Source organism: Phenylobacterium sp., from assembly GCF_035475775.1.
Taxonomy (GTDB): domain Bacteria; phylum Pseudomonadota; class Alphaproteobacteria; order Caulobacterales; family Caulobacteraceae; genus Phenylobacterium.
In genome coordinates this window covers 1-15,493 of sequence record NZ_DATIMC010000082.1, presented here as the reverse complement: position 1 = coordinate 15,493, position 15,493 = coordinate 1, and the positions used below count along the sequence as shown (strand labels likewise).

Here is a 15,493-nt window from a genome sequence, read left to right as displayed (position 1 = left end):
CACTCGTCGCGCCGGAATTCAGCAAGGCCGCGAACGCGCGACTGTAATGTTATGACGTAACAGTGCAAGTCCGAGATGGCTGCGTTTTCAACGCAAAATGCGGCGCCATTCGGACTGTTCGTCGACAGAGCCGAGACACGAATCCCAGGTCGGCGGCGTTTTTCCTGAAAAGCCTGCTTAGGGCAGCAACAGACCGAGCCGCGCCTGCAGATGCCGCCGCGTCGCGTCTTCGAACGCCGTCGGCCATTCCGCCCCGATACGCGCGGCGAGACGGCGGGCGCGTGGCAGGAACACCGCTGCGATCTCCAGGTTGGCGGCGAGGAGGCTCTCGCGGTTGGCGGCCACGGGGGCGAGCTGCTCCAGCGCCCGACGCTGCTCTTCGGAGAGGAACGGGTTGCGCCGGAGGGCCCCACCTCGCTCGGCCGGGCCGACCCCGTTCTCCTCGAGCATGAGATCCAGGGTCAGGCCGCGCAGGATCTGAAGTCCCGACAGGGCCAGGATCCACTCCTGGCGACCGAACGCCACCGACGCCAGGCCGGCGACGCGGAGGAACTCCTTGACCAGCGGGAGCACCGTCGCGGGCGTGGCCTGATAGGTCGTCCTCGGCTGCGTCGGGGGGCTGCGCACGCCCTTGTTGAACAGCACCGAGACCGATCCCGCTGCGTAGCGGGCGAGATCGGCCGCCTCGATGAAACTGAGGTCGAAGCGCCGCCAGTCGCTGGTCACCACGCTGACGATGCGGGCGCGGTAGAGCGGCATCACCAGGACGGCCTCGGCGATCGCCGAGACATCGGCGGCGTAGCGCCTGCCGACGGCCGCGGCGGCTCCGTCCGCCACCAGCGCGATCACGTCGACGTCGCTGAACGCGTCACCCGCGCCGCGGCCCAGGCTGCCGCCCAGCCAGGCGGCCTCGATCTCCGCGTCGGCCTGCAGGACGCGGCCGATCGCCGCCGCCAGGTCCTGTTGTTCGGGCGTGGGCGTCACGCGTCACGGTTGTGCGAATTGGGCGTCATTTCGCGCCTTGCCTTGCCCGATTTTGGCTCGAATCTGCTCATAGATCGCGCTGCGCTGTAATCCTGGATTGCGGCGGGTTCGGCTGCGGGGCGTCCTCATGAATTTCACCAAGCTGCCTGAAGGGCGGAGGCCCTTGATCGTCGCGAGCCACGAGCGGTCCGGCACGCACTTCACCATGAACACACTGGCGAGCTGCTTCGATTTCATCTCGGCGCCTTGGGTCAATTTCGATCACACCAGCTTCAATATCAACTACTTCGCCTCCCACGCCGTCGCCGACCTGATCCGCCAGCTGGCCGCCGTCCGTCCGGCGAACATCATCAAGACGCACCACGCCTTCGAATTCTTCGCCGAGGCGCTGCCCCGCTGCGGCGACGAGATCTCCGTGATCTACGTCTATCGCCACCCTGCCGACGTCCTGGCATCCTACTGGCGCTTTCTGCACAGCTGGCCGTGGACCGAGGGACCGCGGTGCGCCACGGTGCTCGAGTTCGCCACATCCGAGCCCATGGGCCGCCTGATGCGGCTGCAGTATCGGCAGGCGCCCACCATGCTGGACCGCTGGGCCGATCATGTTCAGCGGTGGTTGGACGCAGCGGCGCGCTCGCCCAGCATCCATCTCGTGCGATACGAGGATCTCGACGGGGACTTCGCGGCGACCGTCGATCAGTTGGGAGAGGCCTTGGGTCTAAGGCCATCGGGCCTGACGCGGCCCTCCCGCTCGGAGAACGTCGTCGGCCATGGCCGCGTCCCGTTCGAACCTGTGGCGGGCGCCGACAATCGATGGGCGGTGGCCGAGCTCGCCATGGTGCGCCACCGCGGCCTCATGGCGCGGCTCGGCTACGGCGCCGCCCTGCCGAGCCGCGCGGCGCCAAACGGCATCGAGGATCAGGCGTCGGTCTCGGCCGCCATTACTAAGGTTTAAGACTCAGTACCTTGCATAACACGCTACCTTGCGGTACCCGATGACGGCGCAAGGAGGCGCCCGATCGTGCCCGAGGGCATCGAGATCCAGCTGAAGAAGGGCGTCCTCGACCTCTGCGTCCTGGCCTTGCTCTCGGAGCACGACAGCTACGCCTACGAGATCGCCGCCCGGCTCGCCGAGCTGATCGGCATGGGCGAAGGCACCATCTATCCGCTGATGCGGCGGCTGCAGGGCGAAGGCCTCGTCGAGACCTACTTCGAGGAGAGCCCCGCCGGCCCGTCTCGCAAGTACTACCGGCTGACCGCGGCCGGACGGGCGAGCTTCACCTCGCAGAAGGCGGCCTGGGCGTCCTTCGCGCGCGCCGTCGAGACCATCGTTGGAGGGGCCCCATGACCCGTCAGGCCTTCATGGCCCGGCTCCGGGAGGGGCTGCGCGGATTGCCGCCGCAGACCCAGGCCGAGATCCTGGCCGACTACGAGACCCATTTCAGCGAGGGCGAAAAGGCGGGGCGGCCGGAAGCCGAGGTCGCAGACGCCCTGGGCGATCCGGGCCGGCTGGCGCGCGAGCTGCGGGCCGAGGCGGGGCTGAAGCGGTGGGAGGAGACGCGCTCGCCCTCTTCCGCCGGCGCGGCGGTGTTCGCTGTGCTGGGGCTGGGCGCCCTCGACCTGATGTTCCTGCTGCCGATCCTGATGGGCGTCGCGGGTGCGATCATCGGTGTGGGCGCGGCGGTCGTCGCCATCTTCATCGCCGGAGCGGCGGTGTTCGCGGGCGGTCCCTTCGTGGGCGTGCCGGGCGGCGCCGGCGCCGCCCTGCTGGGCGGGCTCGGCCTGATGGCCGCGGCGACCTCGGTCGGGGCGGTGCTGACCATCATCACCATCGGTCTGATCAACGCGCTCGTCTGGTACGGGCGGCTGCACTACCGGCTGCTGAAGCCGGCCTTGGAACCCGAAACACAAGGGAGCGTCGCATGATCCGGGTGCTGTCCATGATCGCGCTCGCGGGCTTCTTCCTCAGCGTCGTCTGCATCACCGCGGCGGTGGCGCTGGGCGGGCCGGAACTGATCACCTCGGCCGCCTGGGGCTGGACCGGGCGGGGCGTGGACGTCCACTGGACGCACACGGGGCCCTATGCCGGACCGGAAACCACGCGCGAGCTTCCGTGGAAGGGCGGCGAGACCCTGGTCGTGCAGATCCCGGCCGACGTGACCTTCACCCAGGCCGACGGGCCGCCGCGGCTGGTGGTGCGCGGGCCCAAGGACGCGATCGAGGGCCTGGTGCTCGATCAATCCATGATCGCGCCCAGGGATGTTCGTGAGGGCCAGGATACGCGGCGCATCTACCGGGATGCGGGAATCAGCATCGAGCTCACGGCGCCCAGGGTGACCACGTTCCAGACCTACGACTCCGGCAAGCTGGATATCCGCAACTACCATCAGGACCGCCTGCATATCGGCGCGTTCGGCAGCCGCGACGTGACGGTGGATGGCGCGGCCAGGCGCCTCGACCTGATCATGAACGGATCCGACCACGTGGACCTGTCTCATCTGGCGCTCGACGAGGCCGCGGTGAACCTGCAGGGCTCCGGCCAGGCGACCTTGGCCCCGAAGAGCTGGGCCAGGCTGGACGTCTCGGGCTCCGGCGAGGTGACGCTGGGCCGCAAGCCGAAGCAGCTCCAGACCAATGTGACCGGCTCGGGCCACATCACCCTGCCGGACGCGGGCGGAGAGGCCTCGGAAGCCGACTCGGGCCAGCCGACCTAGGCGGGGATGAATTTCAGCGCCACGCCGTTGTCGCAATAGCGCAGGCCCGTGGGCTTGGGCCCGTCGTTGAAGATGTGCCCCTGGTGGCCCAGGCACTGGGCGCAGTGATATTCGGTGCGGGTCTCGATGGCGAGCAGGTGGTCGACCTTGGTGCCGAGGGAGCCGGGAATCGCCGTGTAGAAGCTCGGCCATCCGGTGCCGCTCTCGAACTTCCAGGCCGACTTGAAGAGCGGCAGGCCGCAGCCGAGGCAGACGAAGGTCCCCTTGCGGTGCTCGTTGAGGAGCGGACTCGAGCCGGCGCGCTCGGTGTCCTCGTGCCGGAGCACCTCGTACGACTCCGGCGGCAGCCGCTTCTTCCAGTCGGCGTCGGTCAGCTTGCGCCACGGTGACTTGGCGTAGCGGTCGGCGGCCAGGGCGAGGCGCGGGACGGCGAGGAACAGGGTCGTGGCCAGGAGGAAATCCCGGCGGGGAAGATGTTGGGTCATGATCCGAATACGTACGTCACGACCGCGCGGATGCAAGGGCTTCAGGCGACCGCCTGATCGTCCCGCGATCCATTTCCTTCGTCGAACAGCCGGGCGAGCGCCGACATCAGGGTGTCGGGCGTGAAGGGCTTGGCGAGGAAGTCGGTCATGCCGGCCGCCAGGCACGCCTCGCGGTCGCTGATCCGCGCGTTGGCGGTCATCGCCAGGATCGGCGCCGCCGCGGAGGGCCCGCCGCCGGCGCGAATTCGGCGCGTGGCCTCCAGACCGTCCATCTCGGGCATCTGCACGTCCATGAGGATCAGGTCGAAGCCGTAGCCCTCGGCGGCTTCGACCGCTTCCACGCCGTTGACCACGGCGGTCACCTCGAGGCCCATCTGCTCGAGAATGGTGCGGGCGAGCAGGATGTTGATTTCGTTGTCCTCGGCCAGCAGCACCCGGCCGGCCGCCGACTCGGCCGCGGCGTGCGGCGCGGCGGCCGCTTCGGGCGCGACCGCGGCCGGCGCATCCGACAGCACGCCGCTCAGGCAGCCCAGCAGGGTCTTCAGGCGCACGGGCTTGGTGACGAACGCGTCGACTCCGGGCCGCACCGCGCCTTCGCTCGGCTCGCCGATCGAGGCGGCGATCACGATCTTGAGGTGGTCGTCCGGGCAGGTCGCGCGGAGCTCCGCGGCCGCCGCCTCGCCGGACATCGCAGGCATCATCTGATCCATCAGCACGAGCCGGAACGGCGCGCCGGCCGCCGCGGCCTCCCGCACCGCGGCGATGGCCGCCGGCCCGCTCTGCGCCTCCGTCACCATCGCGCCCTCGTCCTCTAACTGCCGTCGGAAGACGCCGCGGTTGAGCGCCACGTCGTCGACCACCAGGATGCGCGCGCCGCGCAGGTGGTGCGCCGCACGCGGCCGGATGAGGCTGGTCCCGGCCTCCAGCTCGAGCTCGAACCAGAAGATGGCCCCGCCGTCCTCGCGGTCGCGCACGCCGATCTCGCCGCCCATCAGCTCCACGAGCTGGCGCGAGATCGACAGTCCCAGGCCCGTGCCGCCGTACTTGCGGGTGATCGAGCCGTCGGCCTGCTCGAACTTCTGGAACAGCTTGGCCTTGTCGCTGACGCCGATGCCGGTGTCCTCCACCTCGATCCGCACGCGCACCGGGCCGTCGCCCTGGCGCAGGCCGCGGACCTCGACGGCGACATAGCCCTCATCGGTGAACTTGACGGCGTTGGAGAGCAGGTTGAGCAGCACCTGCCGCACGCGCGTGGGATCGCCGCGGAAGCTGCCACGGGCGGCCTCGTCCACATAGGCGGTGAGCTCGAGGCCCTTCTCGCTGGCCCGCGGCGAGAGCAGCTCGACGGCGTCCTCCACGACCTCGGTCAGGCTGAACTCGATGGTCTCGAGGTCGACCTTGCCCGCCTCCAGCTTCGAGACCTCCAGGATGTCGTTGATGATGCCCATCAGGGCGTCGGCCGAGACGCGCACGGATTCGGCGAATTTCCGCTGCTCGGGCGTGAGGGCGGTGCGCAGCAGGAGCCCGTTCATCCCGATCACCCCGTTCATTGGCGTGCGGATCTCGTGGCTCATGTTGGCCAGGAACTCGCTCTTGGCCTGGTTGGCGGCCTCGGCGGCCTTGTGGGCCTCGACCAGCGCGAGCTCCGCCCGCTTGCGCGCGGTGATGTCGCTCAGCACGCCGAAGTTGACTTCCGGATTGCCGTCGGCGCCCACGCGCCTGGCCGAGGCCGACGAGACCCAGACTTCGCGGTCGGGCAGGTTCAGGCGGTATTCGGAGACGAAGGGCGTGTCGCCGCCAGGGTGGGCCGCGAATTCGGCCAGGACGCGATCGCGGTCGTCCGGATGCACATTGGCCCAGGGATCGGCCCGATAATCGCTGAAGCCGACGTTGGCGGAGCCGCGGGTGACCTCGGCGCCGTTCAGGCCCCACATCTCCTCGCTGCGATAGTCCATCTCCCAGACCTGGATGCCGGCCAGGCGGATCGCCGATTCCAGCCGGCGCTGCAGGCGCTGGGCCTCGTAGGAGCCCGCCTCCTGGCCGTCCGATTCGCGGAACATGGAGAACACGCCCGCCACCGCGCCTTCGGCGTCGCGCCAGGGCGCCATGACGGTGTCGGTGGTCATCACCGAGCCGTCGAAGCGGCGGATGCGCACCTTGTCGCCGCTCATGGTGTCGCCGGCCAGCACCGCGTCGAACATGGGCTTCCAGAGCACTGCCTTGGGATCGAGGTCGTAGAGCCGGCGGCCGACCGCCTCGGCGGCGGCCAGCCGCATCTCGAACTCCCAGCGGGCGTTGACGTGCACGATGGTGAGGTCGCGGTCGTAGACCACCATGGCGACGGGCGCGCTGCGGGCGACGGCGCCCAGCACCTCGAGCACCGCCGCGCGGGCGGCGTCGGCATCCACGGTTCGCCGCTCGGCTCCGCTCTTGCGACCGGACTTGGCCATCGCCCCCGCCCTAGATGATCCCCAGCCTGGAGGATGCGGCCAAACCGGTTAACAGGGGGTTGGGCAGCCGGATTCGGCGGCGCTTTCAGGCCCTTAGCCCGTTCGACGCCAGGCGACCCGAAGCGGTGCGGCCTCAGAGGCCGGCGCCCTCCTCCAGCCCGAGCATCAGGTTGAGGTTCTGGACGCAGGCGCCCGAGGCTCCCTTGCCCAGGTTGTCGAGCAGCGCCACCAGCCTCGCCTGGGCCCGCTGGCGGTTGCCGAACACGAAGAGCCGCATGCGGTTCTGGCCGTTCAGCGCCTCGGGATCGAGGCCCGCCACATAGCCCGCCGCCCCGGCCCGCGCGGCCGCGAGCTCGCCGCACTCGGCTTCGGAGGCGACCTCGATGAACGGCTCGCCCTCGTACCAGGCGGCCAGTTGGGCGCGCAGGTCCTGCGCGTCCGGCCGGCCGGGCAGCGCCCATAGCTGCAGCGGAACTTCGACGATCATGCCCTGGGCGTAGCGGCCGACCGAGGGGGCGAACAGCGGCGGATGCTCGAGGCCCGTGCGCAGCTGCATCTCCGGCACGTGCTTGTGGGCCAGCGTCAGCCCGTAGGTCCGGTAGGCGTCGGAGGCGCCTTCCGGCGCCGCGCCCTCCATCTCGGCGATCAGCCCCCTGCCGCCTCCGGTGTAGCCGGAGACCGCGTTGCAGGTGACCGGCCAGCGAGCCGGGATCAGCCCCGCCTCGACCAGCGGCCGCACCAGGGCGATGAAGCCGGTGGAATAGCAGCCCGGGTTGCTCACCCGCTTGGCGGCGGCGATCGCCTCGCGCTGGCCTTTGCAGAGCTCCGGAAATCCGAACACCCAGCCGGGGGCGACCCGGTGGGCGGTCGAGGGGTCGACCACGCGCACGCTGTTCGAGGTGATCAGGTCCACCGCCTCGCGGGCCGCCTCGTCGGGCAGGCAGAGCACGACGGCGTCGACGCCGTTGAGCAGCTCGGCGCGCGCCGCGGCGTCCTTCCGCCGGGCCGGCTCGATGGAGACCAGCTCCAGGTCCTTGCGGCCCGCCAGGCGCTGACGGATCTGCAGGCCGGTGGTGCCGGCTTCGCCGTCGATGAAGACTGTGTGGGCCATGGGCGGTCCCCTTGCGGGCCAGTCGAAAAGAGAAGGGGCGCTCCGGTCTCCCGAAGCGCCCCTGTCCGATCGCGAAGCTTCGCGCGCGGTCAGCGCTTCGAGAACTGGAAGCTGCGTCGCGCCTTGGCGCGGCCGTACTTCTTGCGCTCCACCACGCGCGGGTCGCGGGTGAGCAGGCCGTGCGGCTTCAACACCGCGCGCAGCGCCGGCTCGTAATAGGTCAGCGCCTTGGAGATCCCGTGACGAACGGCGCCCGCCTGGCCGGACAGGCCGGAGCCCTCCACCGTGGCGATGACGTCGAACTGGCCGGCGCGGTCGGTCAGCTGCAGTGGCTGGGCGATCATCATCCTGAGCACCGGGCGGGCGAAGTAGACCTCCTGGTCGCGGCCGTTGATGGTGATCTTGCCCTTGCCCGGCTTGATCCAGACGCGCGCGATGGCGTTCTTGCGCTTGCCGGTGGCGTAGGCGCGGCCCTGGGCGTCGATCTTCGGCTCGCGGACGATCTCTTCGGCCTGCGTGCCCATGCCCTTGAGGGCGTCGAAGCCGGTGGCTTCCGTGGCGGGGGTTTCCGACATCGCTCTTACGCGCTCCGCACGTTCTTGGCGTTCAGCTGGGCGAACGCGATGGTCTCGGGATTCTGGGCTTCGTGCGGATGCTCGGCGCCGGTGTAGATGCGCAGATGGGTCATCTGCTTGCGGGCCAGCGGGCTCTCCTTGGGCAGCATGCGCTCGACGGCCTTCTCCAGGACGCGCTCGGGGTGCTTGCCGCCGAGGATCTGGCCGGCGGTGCGCCGCTTCACCCCGCCCGGGTGACCGGTGTGCCAGTAGAACACCTTGTCGGTGAGCTTCTTGCCGGTGAGCTTCACCTGACCGGCGTTGACGATCACGACCATGTCGCCGCAGTCCACGTGCGGGGTGTAGTCGGGGCGGTGCTTGCCGCGAAGCCGGGTGGCGACGAAGGACGCCAGGCGGCCGAGCACGGCGTCGCGGGCGTCGATCACGATCCACTTCTTCTCGACCTCGGCGGGCTTCAGCGAAGCCGTGGTCTTCATCATGCGAATGGGTCCGTAAGCTCGAGCTCGAGGCGCACGCCGCCCGAGGTGAGCGGCGCATATGCCGATCCCCGGTCCGCGTGTCAACTCGGCATTCGCACTCGTCGCCAGCACCTTGTATTTGCGCCGGTTTTCGTCAACGGTATTATTTTACCGCTGACTCTTCCTTCAGATAGGCGGCGCTCAGCGTCTGCTTCTCGCGCGCCAGCGGCAGCAGCGTCGGGTAGAACTGGACGAAGGTGGTGTCGACCGCCGCATGGCCTTCGTGACAGGCGATGCAGCCGGCGTCCGCCGGGATCATCCTGGCCGGGGCTTCCCCTGCCCCCTCGAACCCGAAGAAGGCCCAGCCGCCGGTCGCCTTGAAGCGGGCCTGGTCCTTGACGTGGACTTCCCGGGCCACGACGTCCGCCTGGAAGCGGCCGCGCTTGTTGATCGAGCCGTTCTGGATCGCGCGTCGGGCCTCGAGGATCATCACCGTCTTGTCGGGCCAGCGGCCGGTGCGCCGGAACGCCTCGTAGGCCGCGGGATTCACGAACACGTTGTCCAGCACGTGCATGTCCGGATCGCCGGCGCGGTCCACATAGGACATGTCCATCCCGGTCGAGAGATAGACCCAGCTGCGATAGGCCTTGGGGAAGACCATCCTGCCGTCGGCCGTGTAGCTGGGGCCTTGAGGGGCCGGAGCCCCGGCGGCCGAAGCCACGAAGGCGGCGACCATGACGGCGGCGGCCGAGCCGATCAGGGTTGAAGCGCGTCTCATCGGATCCCCCGAATGCGCCGCAGGGGCGCGCGCTCACGCTTATGCTGGCCATGCAGAGCCGCAATGACGGCTATCCCTCCTTTTCAGACGCGACGCACCCGCCAGGCGAAGGCGACGGCGAGGCAGAAGGTGATCGCCGCCATCAGCTGGTGGGCCACGCCCAGCGCGATCGGCACCGCCATCATCAGCGTGGCGACGCCCAGCGCCACCTGCAGCAGCACCGCGGCCACGACCGCCAGCGCCAGGCGCCTGGCGTCCGGCGCGAGATAGCTCGATCGCCAGGCGCCGAAGCCGAGCCCAAGCGCGGCGATCAGCGCCAGGTAGGCGACCATCCGATGGTGCAGCTGCACCGCACCCTGACTGTGGGCGAGCGTCGCCCAGACGCCCGGCCCGGCGTAGGGGTGCGGCCAGAGCCGCCCGTCGAACAGCGGCCAGTCGTTGAACACCAGGCCCGCGTGGTTGCCGGCGACTAGCGCGCCCAGCAGCACCTGAAGATAGAGCAGGCCCGCGAACGCCAGCGCGCGGGCGCCCCAGGGGCTGGGCAGCGTCTGCCGCGACAGGCCGGCGGCGGCGTCGAGCGCCGTCCAGACCAGCGCCGCCAGCAGGGCGAAGGCCAGGCCCAGGTGGATCATCAGGCGCTCGGGGGCGACGAAGACCCGGTTCTGCAGTCCGCTCGCCACCATCCACCAGCCGACCGCGCCCTGCAGGGCGCCGAGCACGAAGATCGCCGCGAGCCGCCACATCAGCCGCGCCGACAGCTCGCGCCGGATCGCGAACCACAGGAAGGGGACCAGGAAGACCACCCCCAGCAGCCGGCCGAGCAACCGGTGCGACCACTCCCACCAGTAGATGAACTTGAACTGCGCCAGGCTCATGCCGCGGTTCAGGAGCTGGTACTGCGGAATCTGCCGGTAGCGGGCGAACTCGGCCTGCCAGTGGGCCGGGTCGAGCGGCGGGATCACGCCGGTGACCGGGGCCCATTCGGTGATCGAAAGCCCCGAGCCGGTCAGCCGCGTCGCCCCGCCCAGGATCACCATGCCGGTGACCATCACCGCCACGACGACGAGCCAGACGGCCACCGCGCGCGAGCGGTCGGAGCGCAGGAAGGAGGTCATGGCCCGCCCGCTAGCGCCAATCGCCCCTCGCGTCCATGCTTCCGCCCCGCCGCGCGGGCCGCTAAGAGCGGCCCATGAGCGCCCGCTTCCGCAAGCTGATCGGCATGGTCGGCATCCTGGTCTTCCTCATGGCCTACGTGGTCGCCGCCGCGACCCTCAGCGATCGTGTGCCGAAAACCTGGTGGGTGCAGGTGGTCTATTTCAGCCTCGCCGGCGTGCTCTGGGGCGTGCCGCTGCTGCCGCTGATCGGCTGGATGAATCGCGGACGGTGAGGTCGGCAATTAGGCGTTTGCGGGGGCGGCGGAAGCCGTTAGAAGACGCCCCTCGCCGCAGGGCCTCGGAGCGTGGCGCAGCCTGGTAGCGCACTTGACTGGGGGTCAAGGGGTCGCAGGTTCAAATCCTGTCGCTCCGACCATCGGCCCGGCGGCGAGCCCATCCTGAATCACGGCCCGGGCTTCACCGGGATCGCGAGCGCATCTTCGCCGAGGTCCAGCGCCTGCGCGAGATCGGCATCCCAGCCATAAGCGTCTCTGGCGAAATGCACCCCGCCGTCGTCGACGTAGGCGGTGAGATAGAGCAGCCGCACCGGCACGTCGGCGTCCAGCGACACCGAGGCGGTCTCGCCCGAGGCCAGGCGGTCATCGAGCTGGTCGGCGGCCCCGAACTGCTCGGCCACCAGGCGGGCGAAGCCCACGGCGTCCTCCACCCGCACGCAGCCGTGGCTCAGGTGCCGGTCGGCGCGCTCGAACGCCGACTGCTGGGGCGTATCGTGGAGGTAGATGTCCGCGTCGTCCTGCAGGTCGAACTTCACCGCGCCCAGGGACGAGTCCGGTCCGGGCTCCTGGATGACGCGGCCGTCGACGATGCGCATGTCATGGCGCGCGAGATAGCGCCGGCCCTTCGGAAGGATCTCCTTGGCTGCGATGTCATGCGGCACGATCCAGGGGGGATTGACCACGATCCGGCGGAAGCTCGCCTGCAGCAGCGGGGTCTCGTGGCCGGGCGCGCCGGCCACGACCTTGCGGGAATCCAGGACCGCGCCGTCCATCAGGAACCACAGCCGGGCGGCGGCGACATTGACATCGATCCGCGTGGCGGGGGGCGTGCGGTCGAGCCAGCGCAGGCGCTCGAGGTTGAGGGCGAGCGTGCGGGCCCTGGCGCGCAGGGCGGGCCCTGCGGGGTGCGCCCGCACCGCCGCGCGCGTCTGCAGATAGGCGCGCGACAGGGCGCGATAGGTCGCGTCTTGCGGCGCAAGGGACTGCAGCCATTCGCCGAGCCGATGCTGCGAGAGCGTCGCCTGCAGTTCGCCGGCGAGGTCGCCGCGGTTGGTCTCGAGGCTGAAGCTCTGGTGGATGCGCTTCGGATCGACGACCCCGAAGGCGAGCGCCCGCGCGTAGGTGAGCGCGACCGCCGAGAGCCGGCCCGGATCGTCGGGACCCGCGGTCTGCAGCGCACGGGCCAGCGCCGAGGCGTCGAGGCCATGGGCCGGGGCCTCGCGCAACGCGGCGCGGAGGGCGGCGAGGTCTTCGGATGTCCAGGCCTCCGCCGCCGAGGTGGCCGGGGCCCGGTCCGGCCCGGGGCCGAGATCCGGCTGGGCCAGCGCGGGCCCGGCGAGTGCGCCCAGCAACGCCCCAGCCGCAAGACCCGCGCCTAAACTACGGCCAAGCCTCGTTTTTCCCGCAAACCTTCGCATTGCGGGCGGGAAACTCCCCTAGCGACCGCGGGATGCATGAATTCGGATGACGTGGGCGTGATCCCGAGGACCGGAGCCGCCTACAAGCGAACGTTCACCGTCTGCCCGCCGCGGATCGTGAGCCGGCGCATCAGCGCCATCTCGCGGCCGGCGACGCCGGCGGGGGGGCGGGCCACGGTGATCACGAACCAGGAGCCATCGGGCAAGCCGGAGAAGCTGAAGTGGCTGCCCGCGTCGCAAGTGGTGCGGCGGATGAAGGCCGAGTAGTCCTGGCTGCGCTCGGGCGGCGTGCGGCCGCGCACATCCTCGGCCGGCTCCGCGGCCGCCTGATCCGAACGGTAGAGGATCATCATGCGGGCGCGCACCCACGGCGTCTCCGGGGTCAGGACCACCGGCGCCGAGGCGCAGCTGTAGGCCGCGCCGGCCACGCGATAGGTCACCTGGCCCTGGATGGCGCCCCGCCCGGGCGCCCGCGACCAGGCGAAATCGCTCGCCCGGAACTCGGACATCTGGCGCGCGGGCTCCGCCGCCCGAGGCGCGACGCCGCCGCCAGTCTCGCCGGCGCAGGCGCTCAACAGGACCAGGGCGCCCAGACTCGAAATCAGTCGTGCGTACATTTCATCCCCCAAGCTTGACCACAGTGGCACAGCCGCCGCGGCCGGGAAAGCGGGCCGGCGCCTCCGCTAACCGCCACGGAACAACCGGCGGCGCACCGCGCCCTCCGTCCAATGATCCTCCTGCTGCTGCTGCAGGCGTATGGCCGCCTTGGCTGCGGCCTGCACCGCCTCCAGCCGGGCGGCGGCGCCGACATCCTTGGCCAGGATGTCCAGCCGCCCGGCCAGCACGCGGCTGCGCTGCGCCTGCTCGCCCAGCGACAGCGTCGCCTCCAGCGCCAGGCCCGCCGCCCCGATCGCCGGGACGATCGCGCCTGCGACCGTGACGAGGCCGCCCAGCCAGTGCGGCGCCTCCGCCCCCAGGATGCTCATCCCGAACGCGGCCGCCACATAGACGAGCAGCCCGCTCATCAGGATGGCGAGGCTCGCGTTCTCCACCTGATGCACGCGATGGGCGATCCGGCCGTTGATGATCGACTGGCCGCGGTGATAGTGCGCCTGACCGGCGATCAATTCATCGACCGCCCAGGCGCCCCAGGCGGCCACCCGTTCGGGACCGAAGGCCCCGCTCGGCAGTCCCGCCAGGCGGCGGACATGGCGCGCGGGCTTGACGCTGGAGAGCCCGATGCCATGCGGCACGGTGCTGACGCCGATCGCCCAGGCGACGCGCTCGCGCCGCAGGTCCTCCGCGAGGCGGCGCGCGTGGCCCCAGCGCTCGTTGCGCCGGCCGCGCTCGGCATCCGCCCAGAGCAGCAGCGCGAACACGGCCAGCAGCAGCTCGCCCGTCACGCTCGCCAGCTTGATCTCGGGCCACAGCGCCGAGGCCGAGCCCACGAACGCCATCAGGATCGCCACTCCGAGCAGGATCAACTGGTGGGAGCGGTGCACGGACCCGAGCGCGCTCGCCCTGGCGTCGGCCGCGGCGTAGGCCTGCGTCAGCCGCGCGAAACCGGGTTGCGCCAGCAGGTCCGACGGCGGCGGAGCGCCTGCGAACGGGATCGAGCGGCCCCCGAGCCAGCGCCGAAACAGCCGGTAGACGTTGGAGTGCGGCTCTCCACGACTGGCGGCGGGCGGCTCGATCTCGTCGTGGACGTCGCCGAGCCCGAGATCGGCGAGCGCGTCATGCAGCGCCTTCGGAGTGGCGGCGCGCACCAGGGGCTCGCGAGCGAACTGCAGCTCGTCGAGAAATTCGAGGAAGCCGAAATCCTCGTCGAGGTGCTCCGGCCGGATGATCCTGAGCGCCGCGCGCTCTCCCGGCTGCGCCCAGAGCACCGGGATGCCATGCTCCAGGGCCAGGCGAACCGCATCGGCCGTGCCGCCGGCCCCGCGCGCGTGCTCGCCGGTCCAGACCACCACCAAGAGATCGGCCGCGCCGATCAGCCACCGCGTCTGGGAAAGATGCGGATTGCGCCCCATCGCCTCCGAGCCCCTTCCGTCGAGCCATGTGGACGACTCGACGAGCGCGTCCGAACCCGGCTCGAACGGCGCATCGAGAAACGGAAAGACGGCGTGGATGGGACCCAGACCCTGGTCGCGCCAGGCGCGTGCGGCCAGCAGGTCCGCACCGGGGGCGAGCCCAGTCACCAGCCGCGCCTGGCTCGCGCCCGCGTCGGCGAGCATGGCGAAGGCGCGCCTCAGGCCGACCAGCGCCGCGGCGGGGTCGCCGAGATCCTCGGGCCGGTTGTGCCCGGCGAACGCCACCTGCGCGAAGTGCAGCGGCGATCGCGGCGCGTGGGGCGCGAGGGCGGGAGCGGCGGCCTCAGGGGCCCTCGCGGCCTTCCTGCGGGCGGGCGGCGAACTGGCGACTGACACGCGCTTCCCCCGCCGCGACGCCTCAGTAGGGCACGTAGTTGTCAGCCGTACGGGCGGGATGCGCCGACTTCCTCTTGCGTGGAGCCGGCTTGTCGGCGGCCGGGGCCGCTTCCGCGGGGACGGCGTCCGCATTGGCGGCCGCTGACGGAAGCGGCGCGAGCGTCGGATCGGGCGCCACCTCGATGGAGACCTGCTGGACCCCGGCGGGGGCGGCCGGATGCACCGCGGCCATGATGCGCGGGCCGGCCGGACCGGCTTTGTGACGAAGCGCGCCCGGCAGGATCAGGCCGGCCGCCAGCGCAAGTGCAGCGGCGGCCGAGAGGGCCAGGTAGAGCGGCGCCCGCGAGCGCGCGGCGCTCTGCTCGCCGATCTCCGCCGGCGGTAAGACTTTCGGCTTCGCCTTCGCCGAAGCGGGAGGTGCGGGCTTCGCCGAGGGCTTCGGCGGTTCGGGCTCGGCCGGCGGCTCCCCGGCCGCCTTCGGCGCCCGCTCCGAGATGTCGGTTTCCGGCGCGGGATCTTCGGTCACCGCGCCGGCGTTCGCCTCGTGCGTCGCGGCGGCGATGCGCTGGGCGAGCTGCTGGATCGCGAACTCCCAATCGGCGAAGAAGTCGATCCACTGCCGCGTGGCGAACTCGTAGGCGAACGCATCGTTGGGGCTCACGTCCTCGATGCGGAGCGGCACCACGATCAGCTTGCTCTGGCTG

At 70.8% G+C, this 15,493-nt stretch carries 16 protein-coding genes, 1 tRNA gene and 1 pseudogene; 6 read left to right on the top strand and 12 right to left on the bottom strand.

The genetic code is table 11. The features are described from left to right. Positions 1–177: 177 nt before the first annotated feature. On the bottom strand, positions 178–984 hold the full coding sequence (locus tag VLI41_RS10485) for a hypothetical protein (RefSeq protein WP_325268021.1): 807 nt from the start codon (positions 982–984) through the stop codon (positions 178–180). 163 nt (positions 985–1,147) lie between these two features. Between VLI41_RS10485 and VLI41_RS10480 the strand changes: the two genes are divergently transcribed. From VLI41_RS10480 to VLI41_RS10465, 4 genes are all read left to right on the top strand, one after another. Continuing rightward, positions 1,148–1,939 (top strand): sulfotransferase domain-containing protein, encoded by a 792-nt coding sequence (locus VLI41_RS10480; RefSeq protein ID WP_325268020.1) that lies wholly within the window; start codon positions 1,148–1,150, stop codon positions 1,937–1,939. 66 nt (positions 1,940–2,005) lie between these two features. Further along, a complete protein-coding gene (locus VLI41_RS10475) occupies positions 2,006–2,332 on the top strand; it encodes a PadR family transcriptional regulator (RefSeq protein WP_325268019.1) in 327 nt (108 codons plus the stop codon). Continuing rightward, positions 2,329–2,910, top strand: a complete 582-nt coding sequence (locus tag VLI41_RS10470) for a DUF1700 domain-containing protein (RefSeq protein WP_325268018.1) — start codon at positions 2,329–2,331, stop codon at positions 2,908–2,910. The genes VLI41_RS10475 and VLI41_RS10470 overlap by 4 nt, the downstream gene beginning before the upstream one ends. Then, positions 2,907–3,698 (top strand): GIN domain-containing protein, encoded by a 792-nt coding sequence (locus VLI41_RS10465; RefSeq protein WP_325268017.1) that lies wholly within the window; start codon positions 2,907–2,909, stop codon positions 3,696–3,698. Before VLI41_RS10470 ends, VLI41_RS10465 begins: the two co-directional genes overlap by 4 nt. Here the strand turns inward: VLI41_RS10465 and msrB are convergent. The 7 genes from msrB to VLI41_RS10430 all read right to left on the bottom strand — a co-directional run bounded on the left by msrB (position 3,695) and on the right by VLI41_RS10430 (position 10,670). Beyond that, on the bottom strand, positions 3,695–4,183 hold the full coding sequence (msrB, locus tag VLI41_RS10460; protein WP_325268016.1) for a peptide-methionine (R)-S-oxide reductase MsrB: 489 nt from the start codon (positions 4,181–4,183) through the stop codon (positions 3,695–3,697). The genes VLI41_RS10465 and msrB overlap by 4 nt on opposite strands. Before the next feature lie 41 nt (positions 4,184–4,224). Further along, complete coding sequence (locus VLI41_RS10455; protein ID WP_325268015.1) at positions 4,225–6,633, bottom strand: hybrid sensor histidine kinase/response regulator; 2,409 nt, start codon at positions 6,631–6,633, stop codon at positions 4,225–4,227. Between the two features lie 133 nt (positions 6,634–6,766). Beyond that, positions 6,767–7,744, bottom strand: a complete 978-nt coding sequence (argC, locus tag VLI41_RS10450; protein ID WP_325268014.1) for an N-acetyl-gamma-glutamyl-phosphate reductase — start codon at positions 7,742–7,744, stop codon at positions 6,767–6,769. An 89-nt stretch (positions 7,745–7,833) separates the two neighbouring features. After that, complete coding sequence (gene rpsI, locus VLI41_RS10445; protein ID WP_325268013.1) at positions 7,834–8,319, bottom strand: 30S ribosomal protein S9; 486 nt, start codon at positions 8,317–8,319, stop codon at positions 7,834–7,836. A 5-nt stretch (positions 8,320–8,324) separates the two neighbouring features. Continuing rightward, positions 8,325–8,798 (bottom strand): 50S ribosomal protein L13, encoded by a 474-nt coding sequence (gene rplM, locus VLI41_RS10440; protein WP_325268012.1) that lies wholly within the window; start codon positions 8,796–8,798, stop codon positions 8,325–8,327. 142 nt (positions 8,799–8,940) lie between these two features. Next, positions 8,941–9,555, bottom strand: a complete 615-nt coding sequence (locus VLI41_RS10435) for a cytochrome P460 family protein (RefSeq protein ID WP_325268011.1) — start codon at positions 9,553–9,555, stop codon at positions 8,941–8,943. An 83-nt stretch (positions 9,556–9,638) separates the two neighbouring features. Further along, positions 9,639–10,670 (bottom strand): COX15/CtaA family protein, encoded by a 1,032-nt coding sequence (locus tag VLI41_RS10430; RefSeq protein WP_325268010.1) that lies wholly within the window; start codon positions 10,668–10,670, stop codon positions 9,639–9,641. Positions 10,671–10,744: 74 nt separating this feature from the next. On the opposite strand from VLI41_RS10430, the gene VLI41_RS10425 reads away from it, so the two are divergent. Beyond that, positions 10,745–10,942 (top strand): DUF2842 domain-containing protein, encoded by a 198-nt coding sequence (locus VLI41_RS10425; protein ID WP_325268009.1) that lies wholly within the window; start codon positions 10,745–10,747, stop codon positions 10,940–10,942. A 66-nt stretch (positions 10,943–11,008) separates the two neighbouring features. Then, a tRNA-Pro gene (locus tag VLI41_RS10420) sits at positions 11,009–11,085 on the top strand. A 27-nt stretch (positions 11,086–11,112) separates the two neighbouring features. On the opposite strand, the gene VLI41_RS10415 is transcribed toward VLI41_RS10420, so the two are convergent. From VLI41_RS10415 to VLI41_RS10400, 4 genes and pseudogenes are all read right to left on the bottom strand, one after another. Beyond that, complete coding sequence (locus VLI41_RS10415) at positions 11,113–12,297, bottom strand: L,D-transpeptidase family protein (protein WP_325268008.1); 1,185 nt, start codon at positions 12,295–12,297, stop codon at positions 11,113–11,115. Positions 12,298–12,443: 146 nt separating this feature from the next. Continuing rightward, positions 12,444–12,980 (bottom strand): hypothetical protein, encoded by a 537-nt coding sequence (locus tag VLI41_RS10410; protein WP_325268007.1) that lies wholly within the window; start codon positions 12,978–12,980, stop codon positions 12,444–12,446. 66 nt (positions 12,981–13,046) lie between these two features. Continuing rightward, positions 13,047–14,789, bottom strand: coding sequence for a hypothetical protein (locus VLI41_RS10405; protein ID WP_325268006.1), 1,743 nt, complete (start codon positions 14,787–14,789; stop codon positions 13,047–13,049). A gap of 22 nt (positions 14,790–14,811) precedes the next feature. After that, positions 14,812–15,493 (bottom strand): annotated as a pseudogene (locus VLI41_RS10400) (hypothetical protein); the annotation flags it as partial.